This is a genomic window from Faecalitalea cylindroides, from assembly GCF_028321995.1.
GTDB classification, from domain to species: domain Bacteria; phylum Bacillota_I; class Bacilli_A; order Erysipelotrichales; family Erysipelotrichaceae; genus Faecalitalea; species Faecalitalea cylindroides.
The window spans coordinates 154,195-176,829 of record NZ_JAQLXG010000002.1 but is presented as its reverse complement, the minus strand read 5'-3'; the positions used below and the strand labels follow the sequence as shown (position 1 = coordinate 176,829).

At 32.8% G+C, this 22,635-nt stretch carries 22 protein-coding genes; 4 read left to right on the top strand and 18 right to left on the bottom strand.

Annotated features, from left to right (window positions below; translation table 11 throughout):
- Positions 1 to 88: 88 nt before the first annotated feature.
- The 3 genes from tet(M) to PND65_RS02210 form a co-directional block, all read right to left on the bottom strand.
- Entirely contained in the window at positions 89 to 2,008 is a 1,920-nt protein-coding gene (tet(M), locus tag PND65_RS02220) for a tetracycline resistance ribosomal protection protein Tet(M) (protein ID WP_021382096.1), read from the bottom strand.
- Between the two features lie 15 nt (positions 2,009 to 2,023).
- Positions 2,024 to 2,101 (bottom strand): tetracycline resistance determinant leader peptide, encoded by a 78-nt coding sequence (locus PND65_RS02215; RefSeq protein ID WP_078372222.1) that lies wholly within the window; start codon positions 2,099 to 2,101, stop codon positions 2,024 to 2,026.
- Between the two features lie 514 nt (positions 2,102 to 2,615).
- Positions 2,616 to 3,251, bottom strand: coding sequence for a helix-turn-helix domain-containing protein (locus tag PND65_RS02210; RefSeq protein ID WP_008788621.1), 636 nt, complete (start codon positions 3,249 to 3,251; stop codon positions 2,616 to 2,618).
- A 511-nt stretch (positions 3,252 to 3,762) separates the two neighbouring features.
- Here PND65_RS02210 and PND65_RS02205 point away from each other — a divergent pair.
- From PND65_RS02205 to PND65_RS02195, 3 genes are all read left to right on the top strand, one after another.
- Complete coding sequence (locus PND65_RS02205; protein ID WP_010727154.1) at positions 3,763 to 4,905, top strand: XRE family transcriptional regulator; 1,143 nt, start codon at positions 3,763 to 3,765, stop codon at positions 4,903 to 4,905.
- Entirely contained in the window at positions 4,898 to 5,104 is a 207-nt protein-coding gene (locus PND65_RS02200; RefSeq protein ID WP_002341493.1) for an excisionase, read from the top strand. The genes PND65_RS02205 and PND65_RS02200 overlap by 8 nt, the downstream gene beginning before the upstream one ends.
- A 78-nt stretch (positions 5,105 to 5,182) precedes the next feature.
- Positions 5,183 to 6,376 carry a site-specific integrase gene (locus PND65_RS02195; protein WP_010727153.1) on the top strand — a complete coding sequence of 398 codons (1,194 nt, stop codon included), beginning with the start codon at positions 5,183 to 5,185 and terminating at the stop codon, positions 6,374 to 6,376.
- A gap of 278 nt (positions 6,377 to 6,654) precedes the next feature.
- On the opposite strand, the gene PND65_RS02190 is transcribed toward PND65_RS02195, so the two are convergent.
- Complete coding sequence (locus PND65_RS02190) at positions 6,655 to 7,893, bottom strand: RNA polymerase factor sigma-54 (RefSeq protein ID WP_015536467.1); 1,239 nt, start codon at positions 7,891 to 7,893, stop codon at positions 6,655 to 6,657.
- 187 nt (positions 7,894 to 8,080) lie between these two features.
- Here PND65_RS02190 and tnpC point away from each other — a divergent pair, with 187 nt between their 5' ends.
- Complete coding sequence (gene tnpC / locus PND65_RS02185; protein WP_271990496.1) at positions 8,081 to 9,034, top strand: IS66 family transposase; 954 nt, start codon at positions 8,081 to 8,083, stop codon at positions 9,032 to 9,034.
- Positions 9,035 to 9,197: 163 nt separating this feature from the next.
- Here tnpC and PND65_RS02180 read toward each other — a convergent pair whose 3' ends face one another.
- From PND65_RS02180 to PND65_RS02115, 14 genes are all read right to left on the bottom strand, one after another.
- Positions 9,198 to 9,551: a helix-turn-helix transcriptional regulator gene (locus PND65_RS02180; RefSeq protein WP_087159073.1), complete on the bottom strand. Its 354-nt coding sequence runs from the start codon at positions 9,549 to 9,551 to the stop codon at positions 9,198 to 9,200.
- A 75-nt stretch (positions 9,552 to 9,626) separates the two neighbouring features.
- Complete coding sequence (locus PND65_RS02175) at positions 9,627 to 10,676, bottom strand: helix-turn-helix transcriptional regulator (RefSeq protein ID WP_204714935.1); 1,050 nt, start codon at positions 10,674 to 10,676, stop codon at positions 9,627 to 9,629.
- Between the two features lie 755 nt (positions 10,677 to 11,431).
- A complete protein-coding gene (locus PND65_RS02170) occupies positions 11,432 to 12,820 on the bottom strand; it encodes a M24 family metallopeptidase (protein ID WP_271990493.1) in 1,389 nt (462 codons plus the stop codon).
- A gap of 130 nt (positions 12,821 to 12,950) precedes the next feature.
- On the bottom strand, positions 12,951 to 13,601 hold the full coding sequence (locus PND65_RS02165) for an HAD family hydrolase (RefSeq protein WP_271990491.1): 651 nt from the start codon (positions 13,599 to 13,601) through the stop codon (positions 12,951 to 12,953).
- Between the two features lie 40 nt (positions 13,602 to 13,641).
- Positions 13,642 to 14,343, bottom strand: a complete 702-nt coding sequence (locus tag PND65_RS02160; protein ID WP_271990489.1) for an MBL fold metallo-hydrolase — start codon at positions 14,341 to 14,343, stop codon at positions 13,642 to 13,644.
- Between the two features lie 8 nt (positions 14,344 to 14,351).
- On the bottom strand, positions 14,352 to 15,755 hold the full coding sequence (locus PND65_RS02155; RefSeq protein ID WP_271990487.1) for a PTS transporter subunit EIIC: 1,404 nt from the start codon (positions 15,753 to 15,755) through the stop codon (positions 14,352 to 14,354).
- A gap of 251 nt (positions 15,756 to 16,006) precedes the next feature.
- Complete coding sequence (locus PND65_RS02150) at positions 16,007 to 16,843, bottom strand: PRD domain-containing protein (protein ID WP_008727864.1); 837 nt, start codon at positions 16,841 to 16,843, stop codon at positions 16,007 to 16,009.
- 6 nt (positions 16,844 to 16,849) lie between these two features.
- The gene (locus tag PND65_RS02145; protein WP_271990485.1) at positions 16,850 to 17,326 is read right to left on the bottom strand and encodes a PTS sugar transporter subunit IIA; all 477 of its coding nucleotides are present in this window, start codon (positions 17,324 to 17,326) and stop codon (positions 16,850 to 16,852) included.
- Between the two features lie 337 nt (positions 17,327 to 17,663).
- Entirely contained in the window at positions 17,664 to 18,422 is a 759-nt protein-coding gene (locus PND65_RS02140; RefSeq protein WP_271990483.1) for a nucleotidyl transferase AbiEii/AbiGii toxin family protein, read from the bottom strand.
- A gap of 106 nt (positions 18,423 to 18,528) precedes the next feature.
- Complete coding sequence (locus PND65_RS02135; RefSeq protein WP_271990481.1) at positions 18,529 to 18,768, bottom strand: hypothetical protein; 240 nt, start codon at positions 18,766 to 18,768, stop codon at positions 18,529 to 18,531.
- Positions 18,759 to 18,959: a hypothetical protein gene (locus tag PND65_RS02130; protein ID WP_271992961.1), complete on the bottom strand. Its 201-nt coding sequence runs from the start codon at positions 18,957 to 18,959 to the stop codon at positions 18,759 to 18,761. Before PND65_RS02130 ends, PND65_RS02135 begins: the two co-directional genes overlap by 10 nt.
- Positions 18,960 to 19,234: 275 nt before the next feature.
- A complete protein-coding gene (locus PND65_RS02125; protein WP_271990477.1) occupies positions 19,235 to 20,128 on the bottom strand; it encodes a hypothetical protein in 894 nt (297 codons plus the stop codon).
- A 135-nt stretch (positions 20,129 to 20,263) separates the two neighbouring features.
- Positions 20,264 to 21,496, bottom strand: coding sequence for an ATP-binding protein (locus PND65_RS02120; RefSeq protein WP_271990475.1), 1,233 nt, complete (start codon positions 21,494 to 21,496; stop codon positions 20,264 to 20,266).
- Positions 21,497 to 21,848: 352 nt separating this feature from the next.
- Positions 21,849 to 22,595, bottom strand: a complete 747-nt coding sequence (locus PND65_RS02115) for an alpha/beta fold hydrolase (RefSeq protein ID WP_087319312.1) — start codon at positions 22,593 to 22,595, stop codon at positions 21,849 to 21,851.
- Positions 22,596 to 22,635 lie beyond the last annotated feature (40 nt).

The window sequence follows — 22,635 nt, the reverse complement described above, 5'->3', positions numbered from 1 at the left end:
CTCCTTTACACTTTAATTCAAATCTTTATTAAAAAATATTTCATCTTATTTAACAAGAAACCATATTTATATAACAACATAAAATACACTAAGTTATTTTATTGAACATATATCGTACTTTATCTATCCGACTATTTGGACGACGGGGCTGGCAAACAGGTTCACCGGTAGTAACATGGTACCCTTTTAACTCTGTTAAACAAACACTACGTCCATTTGTAAAGAAAGTTAAATCACTACGATATTCTTGAATACACCGAGCAGGGATTTCTCCACTAAGAATGACCTCATTATTTTTCAATTGAGTGTCTACGATGTTCGCACAATATTTAGGAGCATCGTTGTATGCTCGTGAAAGATATTCCTGTGGCGCATAAATTTTAAAACTAAGATATGGCTCTAACAATTCTGTTCCAGCTTTTTTTAAGACTTGTTCCAATACAATAGGAGCAAGCATCCGAAAATCTGCTGGGGTACTAACAGGGCTATAGTATAAGCCATACTTAAAACAGATTTTACAGTCCGTCACATTCCAACCATACAATCCTTGTTCACAGCCATAGCGTATCCCCTCCATAACTGCATTTTGAAACGATTGATTTAAGTATCCAAGAGAAACCGAGCTCTCATACTGTACTCCGCTCCCTAATGGAAGCTGTGCTACAGATAGACCAATGGAAGCCCAGAAAGGATTCGGTGGAACTTCGATGTGAATGGTATACTCTGCTTTTTTTAACGGTCTTTCCATATAAATGACTGTAGGCTCTTTTATTTCTATCTCCACATGATACTTTTCTTGCAACAGTGCACTAATCACTTCCATTTGTACTTTCCCTAAGAAAGAAAGTATAATTTCATGTGTCGTAGAATCCACGTAATATCGTAGAAGCGGATCACTATCTGAGATTTCCAAAAGGGCATCAAGCAACATTTCTCTCTGTTCAGGTTTACTCGGTTCAACAGTTGTTTGTAGTAGAGGGTGCGGATTTTCAATCTTTTTTCTCTGTGGCAATAGTTTTGTATCTCCAAGAACACTATTTAACTTCAAAAACTCATTTTGCAAAATAACAATTTCCCCGGAATAAGCCTTATCGATTTTACATAATTCACCATTTATTGAAGTATACATTTCTGTAATTTTTATTTTTTCCTTTTCCGATATTCTAACCGAATCTCGCAAATGCAGTACGCCACTATAAAGACGTATATATGCAAGACGCTGTCTTTTTTCCGAATACTCAATTTTGAAAACTTTTCCGCAAAGTTCAGACTGACCTCGATGTGTTGATGAATAAAATTTATTCGTAATCACTTCTATAAGGTTATCAATCCCTATATTGTTTTTTGCACTTCCGTGATAAACAGGGAACAGGGAACAATTATGAAATCTTATGCTTTCCTCTTGTTCGAGTTCTAATGCTTCCAATAATTTCCCAGACGTATATTTCTCTAAAAGGTCATCGTTTCCCTCTATTACCGTATCCCATTGTTCAGATTCGGTAAAGTTCGTCACACACATATTAGGATACAGTTCTACCTTCTGTTTGATTACAATTTCGGCAGAAAGTTTCTCTTTAATATCCTGATAAACCGTTGATAAATCAATTCCATTTTGGTCAATCTTATTGATAAAAAAGATTGTGGGAATCCCCATTTTCCTAAGTGCATGAAATAATATACGAGTTTGTGCTTGTACGCCATCTTTTGCAGAAATCAGTAGAATTGCCCCATCTAAAACTGATAATGAACGATATACTTCTGCTAAGAAATCCATATGTCCTGGCGTGTCTATGATGTTCACCTTCGTATTTTCCCACTGAAAAGAGGTTATTCCTGTCTGAATTGTAATTCCTCTCTGACGTTCTAAAAGCGTATTATCCGTCCTCGTTGTACCTTTGTCCACGCTTCCTAATTCTGTAATCGCTCCACTGTTATATAATAAGCTTTCTGTTAAGGTAGTTTTTCCCGCATCAACATGAGCTAAAACTCCAATATTAATAATTTTCATGTGATTTTCCTCCATTCAAAAGCCCAAAAGGGCATAAAAATCCCAGTGATAAATACTCTTATCACTGGGATTTTTATGCATAACCATAGGCATACAAAGCATACAGATATTCTCCGGATACTTTAGAATCACATGATAAAGGTATTCTTAAACTGGGTACAAAAAACTAAGCCCTCCTAAAAAAGGACATCCAATTATTTGTTCCCACTATCAAATTGACAGTTTATTTAAGAATACCTTGCCGCATATTTATTAACTCCTTTTAAATAGATACTTAAATAATAGCACGTAAGAGCATATTTGTAAAGGAATCTCCAATTTTTTATCAAAGAGAGTACGTGATTACAAAATAGCTGTAATAATGTACCAATATTTGTTATTCTATAATCTTCCAATTACTCCCGTTCTTTTCAAGTACCAAATCAAATTGAGATACCTGCGTTGCCTTTGCCTGATTTACCACAAATCAGATTTTATCCCTTTCTTCCTCTTGATTGCCCACAACAGAAAAGAAAAAGCCCTGTCAAGAGCTTTGCCACCATTGGTGGTGCTTTGCACTCTTGATCGGGCTTTTTGTTTGCTGTATCTTCTCGCAAGAGGAAAAAAGTTACTCGTCCTCATCATCAAAATTGTTATTCCTTAATACTTCTCGTAACAGTTCCATATCTTCTTTTGAGTTCGGGTTTATCATTTTCACGACTTGATAAGGTGTCTTATACTTATGTCCCTCTATGCTTTCCCCAAACATATCCATACTGTATAAATCATCATAGCGGTCTAATAATTTTTGAAACTTCAAATGCTGGATAAATTCTTTGATTGGGTAAAGGTCGGACGCTTCAATGCTTTTCCCGTTGATATAGTCTGTAATATATTCCCGTAACTTTTCTAACTCATATTCCAGCCATTCTTCCTCGCTGTCAAAGAAGTTATCATAGTGTCCATGTTTCAGTTCTGCATTTAGACGTTCTTCGGCTCTTAAAAACTGACAGACTTCCTTTTCAGATTGATTGACATACTTCCATTCTCCCGACAACAATTCATTGGGCGTAACGTCCAGCACTTCCATTATCTTTTCCAGCGTTTCATAGGCAGGATAGTTCAACCCTCTTTCAATCTTGGAAAGGCTCTGCATATTGATACCGATTTTGTCCGCAAGTTCCTGTTGTTTCATTCCCCTAAATTTTCTTATGGTCTGTATATTATTTCCTAAATGGCTTATTTTCATTGCATAACCCTCCATATCTCGTTATATCTTCGCTATTATAAGTCTATCATGCTTAATATGATTTGTAAAGGCAAAAAAAGATATTGACAAATAAGCATATAAGAATTACTATGTTCTTGTAATCGAATAAGCACAATAGAATGAAATATAAAAACATTCAAAAAGAAATACCTATCTGATTAAATCCGTAGATATGAATATCGGTTGAAATGGAACTTGTTAGAAAAGGCAAAACAGAACTTGCTGACAAAGTATTTCTGACACGGTGGCGGAAGCCTCTCAGGCTTACCGCCATGACACCTTGTGTCAAGGGGAAGAAATGCTTTGTCGGCTGGCGAGCCTGCGAGCCTTGTCTGTGCCCCCGTTATCTAACAGGGGGGCACTATTTCACAAAAGACAAGTCAAAAACCATACAACCCCAAAGCTGTAAGGAGTAATGAGGAGTTTTAAGAAGATAGTAATTTCACATTCTTTTGAATAGTGGTTTACAGGTATTTCAAGGCTATTGTGGGATTGGAGGAATACAATGAACAATTTAGAATTTGCACTTGAAATGAAGAATAAACGTCTTGCAAGCGGTCTTTCACAAGGAGAACTTGCAAGTCTTACCCATGTATCAAGATATAGTATCAACCGCTTTGAGAACGGAAAAGCCAACGCCAGCAAGGAAACACAAAATATTATCCTGCGTTGTCTGAATTACTATATCTGCGATAAGCCTTTTTATCTGCTCGTTGATTATCTGTCTGTCCGTTTTCCAACGACTGACGCATTGGAAATTATCCGAAAGGTGCTTGGCATGAAAGCAGATTATTTTATCCATTATGACTATGGATATTATGGCTATAAAGAGCATTACGCCTACGGAGAAATCAAGGTTATGGCTTCTGATGATGAACACATGGGCGTATTTTTGGAATTAAAAGGGGCAGGCTCACGCAATATGGAATATGTTTTACAGGCACAGAACAGGGATTGGTATTCATTCTTGAACCGCTGTCTTGACTGTGGCGGTGTTATCCGACGTTTTGACTTGGCAATCAACGATATGTGCGGTCTGCTGGATATTCCCGTTTTATCTGAAAAATACAAAAATGGCGGTGCGGATTGTCGCTGTAAAAACTATGAAAATGTGCAAGGCGGTAAACTAAGCGGAAAAAACCGCAATTTAGCAAGCACCCTTTATATCGGCTCAAAAGCAAGCACAAAATATTTCTGCCTGTATGAAAAACAAAAGGAACAGGCAACTAAAAAGAAACATACGGATATTATCAACCGTTTTGAAATTCGTCTGCGTGACAAAAAGGCAGTACAGGCAGTTGAGGAACTGTTATTGACGTATAACCCTCATGGGCTGGTGTTTTACCTTATTACTGATTTTGTGCAATTTCCCGACTATCCGCTGTGGGAGATATTCATTTCCCATGATAGTTTACCTTTTGAAATGAACCCCGTACCTGTCAATATGGAACGCACTCTGCAATGGCTGGAAAGACAGGTCATGCCGTCAATCGTGATGATAGAGGAAATCGACAGGCTGACAGGCTCAAACTACATGAAAATGATTGATGAATGTACCCACCTTTCTGAAAAACAGGAAATGCTTGTGGAACAAATGTGTACGGACATAGCAGACGTAATTGAAAGTGAGGGGGTGTTTTATGAGTAATGCACAGGATATTCCCGTATGGGAAAAATACACCCTTACCATTGAAGAAGCGTCAAAGTATTTCCGTATCGGAGAAAACAAGTTAAGACGCTTGGCAGAGGAAAACAAGGACGCTGGCTGGCTCATTATGAATGGCAACCGCATACAGATTAAACGACGACAGTTTGAACAGGTTATTGATAAATTGGACGCAATCTAATGCAAATGAGCCTTGTATGTGTTATGATGAACACAAGTCATATCAAGGCTCTTTCCAACAAGGAAAGGAGCAGACACCATGAAAGAAAAAAGACGGGATAACAAAGGACGTATCCTGCATACTGGAGAGAGCCAACGAACAGACGGAAAATACTTGTATAAATATGTAGACGCATTTGGAAATACAAAATATGTGTATGCTTGGAGATTGACACCCACAGACCCGACACCAAAGGGAAAACGGGAAAAAACCTCACTTCGTGAACTGGAACAGCAGATAAGACGGGATATTGAGGACGGTATCGACAGCACAGGCAAGAAAATGACGCTTTGCCAACTCTACGCCAAACAGAACGAACAGAGGGCAAACGTGAAGAAAAGCACAATGAAACAACGGGAACAGCTCATGCGGTTATTGAAAGAGGACAAGTTGGGTGCTAGGAGCATTGATACGATAAAACCCTCTGACGCTAAGGAATGGGCGTTACGCATGAAAGAGAAAGGCTTTTCCTACAATACTATTAACAACCATAAACGCTCGTTAAAAGCGTCATTCTATATCGCCATACAAGACGATTGTGTAAGGAAGAACCCTTTTGATTTCAAGTTAAGTGAAGTCCTAGAAAATGATACCAAAGAGAAAGTGGCATTGACAGAGGAACAAGAACAAGCCCTACTGTCATTTATTAAGACGGACAACGTGTATCATAAGTATTATGATGATGTGCTGATACTGTTAAAGACTGGACTTCGTATCTCGGAACTGTGCGGACTGACAGTAGCCGATATTGATTTCAAGAATGAAGTTGTGATTATCGACCACCAGTTATTAAAGAGCAAGGAACAGGGCTATTATATTGAAACGCCTAAAACAAAGAACGGAACAAGGCAAGTGCCATTAAGCAGAGAAACAATACAGGCATTTCAACGGGTTATGAAAAAACGCCCAAAGGCAGAACCATTTGTGATAGACGGACGGAGCAATTTTCTGTTTGTCAATCATAAAGGCAAGCCCAAAGTTGCGATTGATTACAATGCCTTATTTGTCCGTATGGTAAAGAAATACAACAAGCAACACAAGGACAATCCCTTGCCACATATCACACCGCATACGCTACGCCATACGTTCTGCACAAGGCTGGCAAGCAAGAACATGAACCCGAAAGATTTACAGTATATCATGGGACATTCAAACATCAGTATCACAATGAACTGGTATGCTCATGCGTCCATAGATACCGCAAAATCAGAGGTTCAGCGTCTAATCGCATAGAAGTATTTACCACGATTTTAACCACGTTTGATAGCGAAAATATAAAAAGATAGACCTAGATATGTGAGGTTTACCACAAAAGCAAAATGCCCGTAGAGCCGATAAAATAAGGCTTTGCGGACATTTGAGAAGATATAAAAAGATAGTCAAAAAGGCATATATAATTTTTCATAATGAATTAATGAAAGAATTACTATTTTTATTTTTATTAGCAATTATATATGCCAACTTGATCCTAGAAAACGAAAAAAGCATATCTCAAATTTTGAGGTACACTTTTATTTGTTCTTTTCTTTGCGTTTATAAGAGCTTGGAATATTCAAGATCTTCCTATATTTAGTAACAGTTCTTCTGGAAATCATATAGCCTTCTTTTTTTAATAAAAGATATAATGTGTAATCACTATAAGGAAATGCCTTTTCCTCTTGGGCAATAAAATCTTTGATTCTACTAATGATCTCATCATTTTTCTCTACCAGATCTTTTTGTTTTAGCAATGCTCTTACTGGATAAACTCTATCGTTATATAAATAATATTTATCTTTTATACAGCGACTTACTGTTGATATATTGGACCCTATATTTTGAGCGATCTCTTTCATAGTGCAAGAAGCGATTTCATCTCCATATAAAAAATGATTCTTTTGTCGTTTTATAATTTCATTCATTATTAACATTATTGTTTTGTTTCGTTTTGTAATATCTTCAATTAAAATATTTGCTTGCTGGAAATATTCTTTTAAAAGATCATCGGAATTGATTTGGCTTGTATAATCTTCAAATATATCTTTGATTGGATCAATTGCGTGTACAATAACTTTTTCATTTTCCACTTTTATTTCAACATCTGGAATGATAGCTTCTTCTAACGATGTATTGGAACCATATTGAGTAGCTGGGAAAGGTGTCTGCTCTTTTATCACATTAACAGCATCCATGATTTCATCAACAGTACATTGATAAATTGTTGCCAAAGATGAATAATCTTTTTCAATTAATTCTTTTGAATGATTTGTGAATATATCCAATGCGAAATATTGCTCATCTTGTTGTAACTGAATCTTTATGCTATCGATAGAGTTTTTCGCAAAAATTCCTATTGGCTCCATTTTTTGAAGTTCATTTAATATTCTAGTGAACTCATTTTGATCTATTTTTAAATGAGAACAATATTCTTCATCCGACATTGTTAAAAAGCCATTGTCATCTAAAGAATCTATAATAAAATAAGCATATTTATCCTCAATATTTAAAGAACTTAATCTATACTGAAAACGCAATTCACTTTGTAACGAGTTATCAATCTTATACCATTCATGTTCTTCATATTCATTCTTGATGTATGCTTTAATCCTTGCTTTTTTGCCAAACAAAACACTTCTCAAACGATATAGTAATTCTGTATTATTCATCTTTAAGATCAGCAATGAATTATCTTTCTCATAATTAAACTGAATTTTTTGTTTTATCGTTGGTATTAGATTCTGTTTTATTGATATATCACTGTTCTTTTCCATGAACTAATTATAACATTTTGACTCCATATATCATATTTAGTATTAAATTATCAAGGATATATATAATAAATATCCACCAGCCTAGCTAGTGGTTTTTCAGTTTCGGGCATAGCCCTGCTCTCAAAGCTGCACTTTACAGCGCTTATGTGGTCTGCGACGAGCATTATCTCTTATTTCCCGTAAACAGGTGCAGGACTGGAAACAAATGGGACTCGAACTCAGTCGTACCACGATGGCGAACTGGGTGATACAGGCATCACGAACATGGTTGAAGCCATTGATCGAACATATGCATGATGAGCTTTTGAAAGAACACTATATCCATGGCGACGAGACCAGAGTACAGGTACTGAAGGAACCGGAAAAGAAAGCGACACCACAGTCCTATATGTGGGTCTATTCCAATATCAGCGGATCCCCACATCCGATAACGCTCTTCGACTACCGGCCAAACAGAAGCAGTGATAATCCAAAGGAATATCTAAAAGGATTCAGCGGTTATCTGATCACCGATGCCTATGCCGGATACAATCATCTGGAAGGAGTGACCAACGTCTACTGCTGGGCCCACGCAAGAAGGAAGTTCGTAGAAGCTCTGCCAAAAGACAGAAAAGGGATCGAAGATTCCCTGAGCTGTAGAGCTATAGAAAAGATCGGAAAACTTTTCGCCATCGAGAAGAAGATCGCAGATATGGACTGTGAAGAAAAGAAACGAATACGACAGAATGAAGCCGTTCCTTTATTGAAGGATTTTTTCACATGGTGTTTTGAAAACAGAGACAAGACACTGAAGAGATCCAAGGTCAATAAAGCCTTTTCCTATGCCCTGGACCACCAGGAAGGATTGTGCCGTTATATCGAGGACGGACATCTTCCGATGATCAATTCACTGGATGAACGAGTGATACGACCATTCACGACGGGAAGAAAGAATTGGCTGTTCAGCGACAGCGTAAAGGGGGCCGAATCTAGCGGCTATGTCTACAGTATCATAGAGACGGCAAAGGCCAACCAGATAGATCCTTATAAATATCTGTGCTTCGTATTCAAGAACATGCCGGGTAGCGACTACATAAGAAACAGAGAAGTCATTGAAAACTTGATGCCATGGAGTAGACAAGCTCAGGAAATATGTAAGTAAAGAAGACCGTGATCACAGCAGCTTTTGTGCAGATCACGATCTTTTTTTATTGATTTTACAACACCCTTTTACTTAGCGCTTACGTTTAATTCTAATGAAAAGGCATTAAAAAAGAGCCTATGCATACAATACAGAAGCTTATTTTTAGTTAAATTTTTCCCTCTTATAATGATGGCACAGATGCAGTAAGCACAATGACGAGTTCAGCGATCGCAATAATGATTACAAATGCTACAAAGGCAATACCAATGACTTTAAGTACCTTCATAATGGCATTAACGACGATCTCAGTATCGCTAACTTTTTTGACGATAATATTTTGGATATCGTTGTTTAAAAGATCATCGGCACTGACATTAAAGGCTTTTGACAAGAGTTTTAATTGTTCGGGATTAGGAGCTGTTTCTTCTAGCTCCCAATTGGAGATTGTCTGTCTTGTAACGCCAATGATATCACCTAGTGCTTCTTGTGATAGATTTGCTTCCTTTCTAAGTCTTAAGATATTTTCACCTAACATAATGTTATCCTTGTCATCACTATAGCTGATCCCCTATTTTAACTTCTAGCGAAGACTTTTGGAATCGTGTCAAAGTTATTTAACATCTTTCAATATATCTTCTAATTCCGGGCTATCTTTCAAAAAAGATGCTTCTTCATCTCCTGATATAGACTTTAGAATGTTCTTTTGTAACTTTTTGCCAAAATCTTCGTCCACCTCTTTTGTTTGTATATGTTGATAAAGTAGCGATTTATTGACATCCCATTTCTTGGTCAAAGATTTGATCATAGGAACAAATGTTTTCAAAAGTTTTGTACGATCTTTAAGGGCCAAATATAACTGAAAATGTGCTAAATATCTGTTATATTCCCACAGATCGAATATTTTTGTTGCTTGTTCATCAACATTTGCGATATATCCAGCATCATCATATCGCTTATCCTTTATAGCGATATCCATTAAACTCAAAAGAGTTTCGTGAACTTCTGTATTTAGCAAGAGCAATTTTTCTTCAACTGTTTTAGCTGCTTTTGATAACTCTCCTTGTTCAATATACATTTTTGCTTGTATCTGTTTTTTATCTACTGGACTTGGATCTGAAATAATATCTAAAAGGGCTTGTGCTTCTGTGTAGTTTTTTCTTTGAATTGCATTAGAAATCAAGTGTGAAAGAGCTTGTTCTTTGATCTGGATATTATCACTTCTAGCTGCACGTTTATATAAAGACATAATCTCTGTTCGATATTCTTCTAAGCGATCGTCTTTTGATGCTTTCAGTATTAAAGCTCCATCCAAAAGCATCGCTACCCCACACACTAATTGATCACAAGTAGGATATTCTTTTAGTTTTGCTATAGCCATGTCATATCCAGCTGTAAAGCCTTCTTTATCGATAGTTTCACTGACTTGATTTAAAAATATTGCTACTTCTTTATCAGTAAGATCATCTTGAAATGATAATAAAGTATTTAGGTCTGTATCTAGTAGTCTAGCAAGCGCTGGCAATAGTGAGATATCTGGATACGAAATTCCTTTTTCCCACTTATTTACAGCTGGTGTGGTAACACCTAAATATTTGGCAACTTGCTCTTGAGTAAAATTAAGAGCAAGGCGGCGTTCTTTAATAATCTTATGCATCTTCATAATACATTTTCCTTTCGTAACGTATATTTCATCATTATTTTAACAATGAAAAAGGTCATTATCTATTGAATGGTTGTTAACTTTCAATGAAGATTATTAACTGCTGATTAATTGGCTGAATCTTATTATGAAGATTGAATACTTAAAAAGGGATATCCGAAGACATCCCTCTAAATGCAATTTTAGCATCTTTAACTTGCTAGCCAATGGGAACAATTGCAACTGTTGCAAAAGTGATTTTGAGACAAATCGTTGCAAAAATCCTCTTGGGAATAATAGTCACGTGGCTAGCACCGATAAATAAAGGCTTTTTGACGACATCCAAGCCGAATACTACTATTCGAACTCGATTTTGTATACTTTTAAATCCATACAACATATACATTATATGGTCATTTACACAATTACTTCCTGTATTATTTTATACTCCAAACCTTTTCCGTATATTTTGTACTCATTTTGGAGTCACTGTGAGTACATATTGAGTTCAAGCTATTCCTAAACACTTAAGATTTTGCTTCACTCAATCGCTAGAATTTGATTCATCAATTGTTTTATTATTTCTAAATTTGTAGAAAACTCAATATGACTTGCATATTTTTATTAAAATTCTGTTTTATCAATCAAATACAAATTTTAACCATTTTATAAACATATATTAAATAAGCAGTAAATTGAAATGCTATATTGTGATATAACATCTTATATTTACTGCTTTTGCATCATCAATTTGTAATTTTTCTTGTTTAAAGTTCTTATTTAATTACTTTTAAAGCTTTATCATGGGCTAGTAAGAATGGTCTTAAATAAGCAACTGTAGAGCACATAGGCATCACATCTTCAGATAGATTAATACCTAAAACATTAATTAAGTAATTTCTTCTTTCAATCATTCTGTTATACATATCTGGATATTCTTTTTTGATTTGATTACGTAAAGATCCATTTGCTAAAAGAATTGTACTTTCAGCAGAAGAACCTGTATAACCAGAAACAGATGGAATAATGTCGATTTGTAATAACATTCCAGATTGTAATACTTCAGTTGAGTTTTCATAAATAGGAGAAGACATCCATTCTTCTTCAGCCGTTAAATGACCTGGACATAATGACCAACCATATTTTTCTCGTGGTAATTCACTTTCAATTAAATCAAATATTTCATGACCTTGTAATCCACATTTAATGTTTTCAAGCCATGCAACATAGGCGTTGAAGTATGGAATTGCTACTCTTTCTAAATAATCTTTTTGACCTTCAGGAAGTTGTGTTTCATTTTCGACAGCAAATCCGCATCTTGAACTTAAGCCACCACGGTATCCTACCGTTAAAGAAATAGGATCACCTAATTTAACAGTATTATCACGTGGAAACATATTTGCTTTAATAAATCTAGGACCACTAGAAGCTATTGTAACAATAGAAGTATGTTGTCCATTTCTAACAAGTTTATCACCTAGTTCTAGTTCATTTATGCCAAGATTTAAATCATTCATGGCATCTAAAATACAATCACTAGCTAATGCTGCACCATATTCATAATGAGCTATTTCATTTGGATTATTTGTACATCTGACGCCATTTTCACCAATAAATATTGAACATTCATTACTTAATAAGTATTCATCGCCAATAATATCAACAATATTTTTAACAATATAATATGGAACATCATATGTGTGTTTGTTATCCTCTAAAATAGAAGTGAAATTTTTCCATCCAACTAAACCAATTCTTTGTCCTTTATCTAAGCCGGCAGAAATAAGTAAATCTTTAAATGATATATCTGTACGATTTGGCTGATTAGGAAGTGAAAATAAAGACACATGTATAGTTTTACTGATTTTTACTCTAGATTTTCCAGCTTTACCTAAATTTTCATTACCTAGAACAATATTTATTTCACCGCTTTTATCTATAATTAATAATGCTTCCTCAAAACGAGTAAAAAATCCAACTAAATATTCAAAATTAGAACCATGCTCAACATCACCATAAATAACTAATTTATCAAGATGAAGTTTACGCATTCTGGTAAGTATTTTTTGTTTTCTTTCTTCTATTGTTTCATCTGTTAAAAATACAGGACTGCCATTACAATCTTTTTTTGGTTCAGAAACTGTTGTTAAAATGATATTTCTCATTTTTCCTCCTCATAAATACACAAAATTTGATAATTTTTTTAAATTGTCAGCAATTATTGATTACAAATATAACTGACCATGCAACTTATGTTTATTTGCTAATTCATATTTGATGATCAGTTATAATTTTTTATTCGAGTATTTTTATCGCATTTTTATAATCAGAAATGATATTATCTGCTTTTTCGCAAGGTATCATTTTATTTTTATTTATTGCTACTACTTTATAAACTCCAGCATTCTTTGCTGCAATAATCCCTGATATAGAATCTTCGAATACTATACATTCATCTTTTTTTAAATTAAGATTTTGAATACATTTCTCATAAATTTCAGGTGAAGGTTTTCCTTTGAAACTATAGTCGTTATAAATAATATTATTCCAATCAAACCATTTATATAATTTTAAATTTTCATAATGAAACCTAATATTATCTAGTCCCGATGCTGTTGCAATAGCACATACATAATTTTTCATTTTTAAATCATCTAAAAATTCTGGCAGGCCGTCAACCAACTTATAATTTTCTTTGTCTGCCTTGCAAAAATCTCTGTATATTTTTTCTTTCTCTAGCTTTAATGTATTGATATTTTCTACATCATCACCTAAAAAATAATGTATACTCTCTTCTATATTTCTTCCATGAATGTAGTTGGAGAATTCTTCATCAGTTGGTTTTCTATGTATTAAATTTTTTAAAAATAATGTCCATGATTTTTCTAAAATTTCTTGATCAAAAATCATAGTACCATTAAAATCAAATATAATTGCTTTTATCATAATATCTTTTAAATTTAAATCAAGCACTCCATTATAAATTCTATCTATCAAATTTCAAATAGTATTTATAAGCTAAACGAATCACTTCTGCCTCTTTACCAAATCGAGGAATTCCGTGGCCAGCCAATGCAAGATCCGGTTCTTCTTTTAATTTATATAATTTTTCAAAGGATTCGCCTAATTTTTTAGAGTTATAAGACAAGTCTCCTTTCCATCCAGTTCTTGTTTCTTCTCCCCATTTTCCATCTGTATAAAACATATCTCCACTAAACATAACATTTTCATTATCAATTCGAACAAAATATAATAATGTTCCATCTGTATGTCCTGGCAAGCATAATATCTCAAATTCTAAGTCACCAATCTGTAATATTTCATCTTTATCAATCAAAATATCAGCTTTACAAGCTGGCATAACATGATTTGTACAAGGACTATATTCTCCTAAATGACCATCTTCTAGCATTTTAGCATCTTCTTTTCCTATTACAATTTTTGCACCACATTTCTGAAAATAATGTGCACATCCAGTATGATCGTCGTGGGCATGAGTTATTAATACATGTGTAATTTTGTTCTCATCAATATTCCAATATTTTAAATTTTTAACAATTACATCTAGTGCTTCTGGGCTTCCTGTATCAACTAACACATAACCATTTGAATGTTTAATAGCGTATGCATTACCTAAATATCCCCAAGGTCCTCCAGAAATCCAATAAATTCTATCATTAATTTTCATATAATCACCTATTTGCCTAAATCTTTCTTATCATCAAAACCAAAAAACCAAGTTAATACAAACGTTACAGTAAATACTAATACTATTCCAATTATAGCAAGCATAAAGTTGTTTCCACCTGCTGGATCCAAGAACTGAGGCAAACTTAAAAGAGAAACATTAATCATTTGGAATACTTTAACTTTAAAGATTCCAAAGAATAATCCGCCTACAGCGCATCCAATAAAAGAAGGGATAATTGGTCTTTTGTATTTTAATGTTAAACCATATGCACAAGGTTCAGAAATACCTGCGGTTGCAATAGAAAATGCAGCAGAACCAGCGATTTGTTTTAAATCTTTATCTTTTGTTTTCAACATAATTACAGTTGATACAGCTAACTGTGAAAAGTTCCATGCAGTAAATCCAAGCCATAAGAATGGATCAAATCCTAAATTTGTCATATTTGATAATGCTACTGGCATAAAAACCCAATGACTTCCTGTCCAAATAAATAATGGCATCAAGAAACAAATTGCAAATACACCCAATACTGCATATTTGTTATAAATTACTAACATTGCATTTGCAATCAATTCTCCGACAATTGAACCAAATGGACCTGTTACAACCAGTGTTAGTGGAGCCATAATTAAAAACGTTGGGAATAAAGATAGCATTCCTAATTTAGTGAAAAATGTCTTACTTACTAGTTTTTCAAGCTTTGACTGAACCCAAACAGTAAACAATACAGGCAATAATGAAGAACTATAAGAGATAGCATGAACAGGTAACCCAAACAAACTAATACTTTCTCCACTATTTACTAAATCTATGAAATTCGGATGAAGCAAAATACCAGCTAGCATTAAACTTAATACCGTATTACATTTGAAATATTTTGATGCACTATATGCAACTAATACAGGCATAAAATAGAAGAACGAATCACCCATTAAATTTAGCAAAATATAAGTTTGACTGTCTGTACTTACAATATTTGTCAAAGTTAAAATAGTTAATATTGCTTTAAATAATCCAGCAACTACCATCCCCATTAAAATTGGACTGATAGTTTGTGAAATTGCATTTAAAATTTGACCACCATAATATTTAATTCCTTTAGGTGTTTTTTCTTTTTTTGTTTCTACTGGTTCTTCTAATTTGGAAAGATCTATACTTGTTCCTTCCAAACATTTTTCTACAGCTTTATAAACTTCATCTATTTCATTTCCTACAACAACTTGAATCTGACCCATTGTTTTCATAACTCGAACTATGCAAGGTATTTTTTCTAGCATTTCCACATTTACTTTCGAGTTATCTTTCACTTTAAATCTCAATCTAGTAAAACAATGCTTAACTTCTTCAATATTTTTACTGCCACCTAAATATGTAATAATATCTTCTGCATTTTTAGAATAATTTGACATTTATTTTTCTCCCTTCACAATTTAAAAATTCATTAATGTCGTATACTTTACAATTTTCAATTAATATGTGCTTTTAGCTAAAGTATTAAATTTGATTCATAAAATAAGTTATCAACAATATCTTTTTTCTGATACCAACCTCCTATAAATATGTGTTAAATGCCATTAAAAGGCGCCTATTTTAATTTCATTTAACAAAAAAAACCTAAAACATAATCAAAAATAATTTGATTTGTGTTCTAGGTTAAGCCCTACTGGTAACAATCCTCTCGTGAACATAATCGATTTATATGTATAATCAAGTATAGTTTTTCTTCAATTGACAATTCCCATTTGAAAAGTTGCAATAAATACTCAGATATTGAATCTACGCAATCTGAAGTATCTGGAAATGATTTTTTCATTGTTATATACAACTCTTTATTTTCACTTTTTATTTCCTCTTTACTTTCAATGCGTCTTAATAAGTATTGAATATGTGAAACAAATCTTGAATAATTCGCTCCATCTTTGTTAATACTTATATTGAATTTATTTTCTATCAGTTTTGTAATTTTATTAATAATCACTTTATTTTCTGCATAGCCATCTATTTCACCTGCTTTTCTAGCTTCTGCATTTATAATGTGTAAACTAATAAAACTAGCCTCTTCTAACGGTAATTTTATATTTAGTTTTTTTTCTATCAAAAATAACGCATATGTGCCTATAGCATATTCCTTTTCATACAAGAATTTTATATCTTGAACAATAGGAAGGGTTATATTTAATTTTTCTTTGCACCTTACTATAGAAAAATTGATATGGTCAGCTAATGTAAAGATAATATTAGGACTAAAGATATAATCCAGTTCATATTCTGCGTATTTTATAATTTCTTCAGAAAGTAACAAAATTTCTTCAGGAATTTCATTTATCATATGAACATAATTTTCATCAATACCATAATATGTCTTTTGAATAACTGCTACATCAATTTCGAAAGGCGGCTTTTTAAACCCTATTCCTTTTCCGAAAGCAACCAATTCATTATTATCATCATCAAGGCATATAGCTACGTTATTATTAATGCATTTGACAACTTTCATCTTTTATCACCTATTTATCATCATTACAACATCTTTTATAGTTACTTCCTCTTTATTTGTAAATTCTATATTCAATCCTTTACTTGTCACAACAACAGGTGTTGTCAAATCGGTATGATGTGTTTCAAAAAAAACTCTATCAATTTTTAATAATGGCTGCCCTATTGTTACTTTATCATTTTGATTAACTAACAATTCAAATCCATTACCATTAAACTCAGCAGTTTCTAATCCAACATGTATCAAGATTTCAATACCATCTTCTGTTTCTATACCTAATGCGTGCTTCGTACTTGCCACTGCAACAATTTTACCTTTACACGGAGAATATATAGTATTTCCATTGTATTTGAATGCAACTCCTTCTCCCATAATTTTATCTGCAAACATTTGATCATTTACATCTTTTAAATCTACACACTTCCCATTAACTGGAGAATATATTTGAAAAAATTTTTTCACTTTGAATATATTTTTTAACATACCATCAACTCCTTATATATACAAAAAACTCTTCGAAACTTCACAAACATGCAATCTAAAACACATGCAGGTAAAGCCTCAAAGAGTAACAATCCTGTATTCGCTTACATTATAATCCTGATAATAAATAATGTCAATCCCGTCTTTAGAATATTTCTATAGTATAAAAATCGGGTGCCGACTTTTATATTCGCTACTTTTACTCTTTATATAAAGGCAAGATTGAATACACACGCTGGAAATGTTTTGTGGTTTAATTATTTATAAAGCCCCTATATATAAAGCATTTTTACGAGATTCAAAGCAGATATAGTTCCTTTAGCACCCGTTTTTTAGACTATAGAGTTAGAATATAGCACCATGAATTTTTAGGGTTAAGCAAGAAAAAAACTTGATTATTTTCGAAACTTTTCATAATTTTTGCAAAGAAAAGAAGTAGCCTATATTTACGACAATTATTCTTCCATAAATTCTGCAATGTTGAATCTTCTCTTATTGAGCATAATATTTCTTCATAATGCTCTAATACAGAAAGTGTCTCTCTTTTTCTACATGTTTTATCAAATGCCAATGATAAATCATTATAGTTTATTGAATCGTTATAACGATCAAATAAAGTCGTTACATCATAAAAATCACGCATACGTGTATTCAACAATCCTCTAGAAAGAATTGTTTGAATTTTTTCTGCAAGTATTGTCTCTAAATTATATGACCAGAGTTGTATTGATTTGTCTTCTAACAACAACGGATATTCATATCTTATTTCTCTAGGTGTAATCACATCACCTGTTGATATATCTATTTTGATTGGCACTATTAAATTTTCTAATTTTGCATCCATATGAATTCTTATTCCTGGATACTCCATATTGTCCATGATATCAGATACATCATTTAAGATAAATTCAATGTGATCATCAAGAGAAATATCTTTAATTTCATTTACAATCCTTGTGGTTTCTTCTTTAGTTAAATCAAAATTACGTATTGTTGTATCAATATCCATAGTCGATCGCATCGATATACCAATCATAGAAGTAACCAAGATTCCACCCTTAACAATGAAATCGTCTTTATATTTAGAATACGTCATTCTTTCAAGAAAACGCTCCATCATATAAACAAAGTTATAGGATCCGATCCATTTTGTTTGGCGACATTTTTAATTCTACCTTTTATTTGTGCTGGAGTTAGATACATTACAATAAAACCTCCATATATTGTCTAATTATCTTTTCAATTCGAAATGCTTTTGCATACACCATTAAACAATTCAGATCTTTATCACTTCTTTGTAAATAAGTTTTAATCGCCATATTAAAATCCTGAATTTCTAAATTACGTCCACTTCTCACTAAATCACAAATTGTTCTTTCCAAATCATACATTGGGATTTCATGACCAAATTGATTTGTGATTGTAGTCTTTCCTAGATCCAAAAGCTCTTTTTTACAGTATAAACCTTGTAACCTGAGTTTGTTAAAGCAGAAGGATTATATCCACTATAAATTGTAATACAATGCACAAAAGGTTCTCGATCAACCAGACCATAATAATATAAGGCATCATCATGAGAAATAACTCCTTTTGGACAACGCTGTGACAAAACATAAGCTTCATCTTCCAACACATCTTTTGAAATATAAATACCTGGGCCAACTTTTTTCCATACAATTCCTTTTTATAAAATTATAAATAGACTGTCTCGATACATTCACATTCTTTAATTTTTTAACATTCAAAACCTCAATTTTTTTTTAGAATCCATTACTCCTTCCACACTCTCACCGTCTTTTACATTCTTGCTAACATTATGCTTTATATTAGTAAGAATGTAAGTCTTAAAAAGCATGAACTAAAGAAATACTTCTCTTAAACTCATGCTTTTTTTATACTTAATATCATTTATTCTTCATAATATTTTTCAGGAATCAGTGCAACTGGAGCAATATCTGGAATATCATCTCCATCTTCATGTAAAGCATAACTTCCATCAACTCTTAGTACAAATACATCTCCTTCTTCAATCTGATGAGGAAGTTTAATATCATCAGCATATACACTATCTAAACATAGGCAAAGACTCTCATCATTAGAATAAAATGAATCCTTTTCTTGAGGAGCGAATATGATTTTATCAGAATCTACTTGTTCAACAATCATTTTCATATCAATATATCCGTCATACTCTATACTACGCATCACATCTTGATTTTGGCTTAATTCCCAATCTTCTTGAGTTATTGTAAATTCTTCATATGGAAATAAACCTTTTGAAAGTATATGTCCACTATCTGCATTTTTATAAGTTACATTAACTGTTGTATCACAATCTTGATTCATCAAAGCACAATTTGTTTGCAAAATGTAGTTGATCCAGAAAGTATGACTCATATTTTCTAAAGCTTCTGCCGCATTATCTGAAAACAAGCCTTCATCATCCACATTAAAAGTTACAGAAGAATAATCTTCACTCCATTCAACTGTATAATTATCCTTTATAGCTTCAAATTCTTGAGCTATTTCCTCCATGATTTTTTGATTATTTTCAATAAGATTTTTGATTTGTGAATCGCTAGCTTCTAGAACCAAACAATCCTCTTCTAATGTAACTTCATTTGCATATGTAGAATCCAAGCTAAACGAATCTGTATCATGTTCTTTTACACTTTCATAAGATTCTTTACCTAGAAAATACTGTGCTTCTATAGGAAGAATATACTTACTTGTTGGTTCTTTTTGACACCCACTTAAAACAAATAATAAGATAGCAAAAATACTAAATAGTCTACGTTTCATAATGATCTCTCCTAGTTTTATTCTAAATGGATTTATCTGTTTTTGCATTAAGAATTTATCTTCTCTTAGTTAATAATTGAATAAATCTAAAATTATTAACTCTATTTTATTTCATTAAGTTGAATTTATTAGATATTAAAATAATTTATTCTCTGTCATAAATTCAATTATATTAATATGTTCAATACCATTTCTCTTTTTCAAAATATAGTCTGTCGTCGCAACATATTTTGGGTAATTGTCTTTAATTTTTTCTAATGGTCTATACTCTCTATCCTCTGTATCTTTACTTAAAGCTATAGTATACGACACTTGGATATAACTGTAGTTCAGCTTTGAGTCTCTCAAAATAAAATCACACTCTAGTTTGCCAATTCTTCCAACGCTTACTGAGTAATTATGACTCTTTGTGTATAGATAAACAATATTCTCTAAACTCGGTCCATAATTAAATTGATTGTCTGTATTTAATGCATAATAAAAACTAAGATCTGATAAATAATATTTCTTTTCTCCCTTTATCATCTTTTTTGATTTCATATCAAATTTTGTACATTCATAAATTATTTTTGCATCTAATAGAGCTTGGATGTATCTAGATACTGTAGCTTTACTTATTGAATTTCCATGTTTTTTTAAATTATCTACTATTCCATTAATACTTATTAGTGATCCGTAATTATTAATAATGAAATTTCTAACTATTTCAAATGCATCTCTATCTCTTATCTTTAATCGTCTTCTTATGTCTTTTTCAAAGATTTCTTTTATAACTCCTAGAGTATAACTCCTTTTATCTTCTAAATCATCAAACTGAACAGCCCTAGGAAAACCACCTTCCAGAATAAAAGAATTCAACTCCTGCAAAGGATTAGTATTTATGGGTTTTCCAAAGAACTTCTTCATATTTTGATATTCTTCAAAATTTAAAGTAAAAATCTCAAATTCAACATATCTCCCTGTTAATTTAGTAGATAATTCACCGCTGAGCAAATAAGAATTTGATCCTGTAATAAAAATTGAATACTCTTCTTCCATTCTAAATCCATTTAAAACTAATTCAAAATTTCTAACATTTTGAACTTCATCGATAAATAAGTATTTTATACCTTCTATGCCTTTGGACTTTTCTTCAATTAACCGCTCAAGTTGGTCAACATCAGTAACTTTTCTATATTCTCTTCTATCTAAATCAAGATAGATAATATTCTCAGCAGAAACTCCTTTTGCAATCAATTCATCTACAATAGTCAGCATCAATGATGATTTTCCACATCGACGAACCCCGGTTAAAACCTTTATTATATCTGTAGCATCATAAAATCCACGAATTCTTTTTAAATAATTTTCTCGTTTATAAAGTTTCATATGAATGTCCTCTGATGACATTATATCACATAAGATAACAAAAAAAGTCATTTAACGTTACCGATTTTATCATTTTTTCGATTTTGGCAACGTTAAACGACTTTTCTTATATACTATTCGAACTCCTTATTTGTATTATCATTTCTCATATATATTATCTAAATGATGGCTATTTTGACTTGTTTCTTCTATATTATCTATATCTTATTTTGCCTATCAAATTTTTTGTTGCAAAAATTGTTGCAACTGTTCATTTGGAATAGTTCCTGATGGCTAGCAGCTTCCATTAGGGTACTAAATAATTCTTTCTTGAAAGTACTGTTTAACCGTAACTTAGTCGAAAACCAGAAAATCAATGTGATTTTATAATGTCATATAACTCTTTTGCATAACGATCAGCCTGGTTAATAGAAAATTCACCGTGATACATAGACGGGAGTATGTGTAAATCACAATTTTTGATCACTTCTCTGATCTTTTTTGCAGAAAATAAGATACGTTTATTTTCCCGCTCTCCAACAAACAGATGAACCTTCGCTGTACACTCACCAAGAGTTTTTTTCATAGAATACATAGAACTTTCTTGTAAGAAAGCAATCATATTTTGCTTTGTGATACCACAAGTGTCTTGATAATAGTCATCGAACAGTTCTGGTTTTATTCGAAGCGAACGAAATTGTAATTTAGAAAACCACTTTTGTTTGATCAGTCCATAACACGTTCCAAATGTTGGTCGTATCAGAGAATAAGTTAGTTTAGACGGAATAACTGATGCGCTTTCTACAATTGCATAACGACAGATGTTTTTTCGCTGAGATAACATTTCAACTAGTATTTGCCCACCAAGAGATAGCCCGCCAATCAATAATACCGAGCCACCAAAATTCCTATCAATGAAAGAAATGATTTCGTCGGCATTGTCTTTAATTGAAGTAAAATCTTTATCGCTGCCTGTGTGTCCGTCTAGTATTGGGATAATTATCTGTAAATCATTTTGAAGTAATTCAGAGATTTCTCGATAATTCCACCACGATAAGCCTCCACCGTGCAGAAGAACAATCACATCTTGGTTTTGTTTTCCATATACCTTATATTGCAAGTCGGCCTCCCTCACATAAATAAATTAATCGCTCCACATT

Coding starts and splice junctions, on each gene's coding strand:
- PND65_RS02215 (WP_078372222.1), bottom strand. CDS start 2,101: ATGCCTATGGTTATGCATAAAAATCCCAGTGATAAGAGTATTTATCAC.
- PND65_RS02210 (WP_008788621.1), bottom strand. CDS start 3,251: ATGGAGGGTTATGCAATGAAAATAAGCCATTTAGGAAATAATATACAG.
- PND65_RS02205 (WP_010727154.1), top strand. CDS start 3,763: ATGAACAATTTAGAATTTGCACTTGAAATGAAGAATAAACGTCTTGCA.
- PND65_RS02200 (WP_002341493.1), top strand. CDS start 4,898: ATGAGTAATGCACAGGATATTCCCGTATGGGAAAAATACACCCTTACC.
- PND65_RS02195 (WP_010727153.1), top strand. CDS start 5,183: ATGAAAGAAAAAAGACGGGATAACAAAGGACGTATCCTGCATACTGGA.
- PND65_RS02190 (WP_015536467.1), bottom strand. CDS start 7,893: ATGGAAAAGAACAGTGATATATCAATAAAACAGAATCTAATACCAACG.
- PND65_RS02180 (WP_087159073.1), bottom strand. CDS start 9,551: ATGTTAGGTGAAAATATCTTAAGACTTAGAAAGGAAGCAAATCTATCA.
- PND65_RS02175 (WP_204714935.1), bottom strand. CDS start 10,676: ATGAAGATGCATAAGATTATTAAAGAACGCCGCCTTGCTCTTAATTTT.
- PND65_RS02170 (WP_271990493.1), bottom strand. CDS start 12,820: ATGAGAAATATCATTTTAACAACAGTTTCTGAACCAAAAAAAGATTGT.
- PND65_RS02165 (WP_271990491.1), bottom strand. CDS start 13,601: ATGATAAAAGCAATTATATTTGATTTTAATGGTACTATGATTTTTGAT.
- PND65_RS02160 (WP_271990489.1), bottom strand. CDS start 14,343: ATGAAAATTAATGATAGAATTTATTGGATTTCTGGAGGACCTTGGGGA.
- PND65_RS02155 (WP_271990487.1), bottom strand. CDS start 15,755: ATGTCAAATTATTCTAAAAATGCAGAAGATATTATTACATATTTAGGT.
- PND65_RS02150 (WP_008727864.1), bottom strand. CDS start 16,843: ATGAAAGTTGTCAAATGCATTAATAATAACGTAGCTATATGCCTTGAT.
- PND65_RS02145 (WP_271990485.1), bottom strand. CDS start 17,326: ATGTTAAAAAATATATTCAAAGTGAAAAAATTTTTTCAAATATATTCT.
- PND65_RS02140 (WP_271990483.1), bottom strand. CDS start 18,422: ATGACGTATTCTAAATATAAAGACGATTTCATTGTTAAGGGTGGAATC.
- PND65_RS02125 (WP_271990477.1), bottom strand. CDS start 20,128: ATGAAACGTAGACTATTTAGTATTTTTGCTATCTTATTATTTGTTTTA.
- PND65_RS02120 (WP_271990475.1), bottom strand. CDS start 21,496: ATGAAACTTTATAAACGAGAAAATTATTTAAAAAGAATTCGTGGATTT.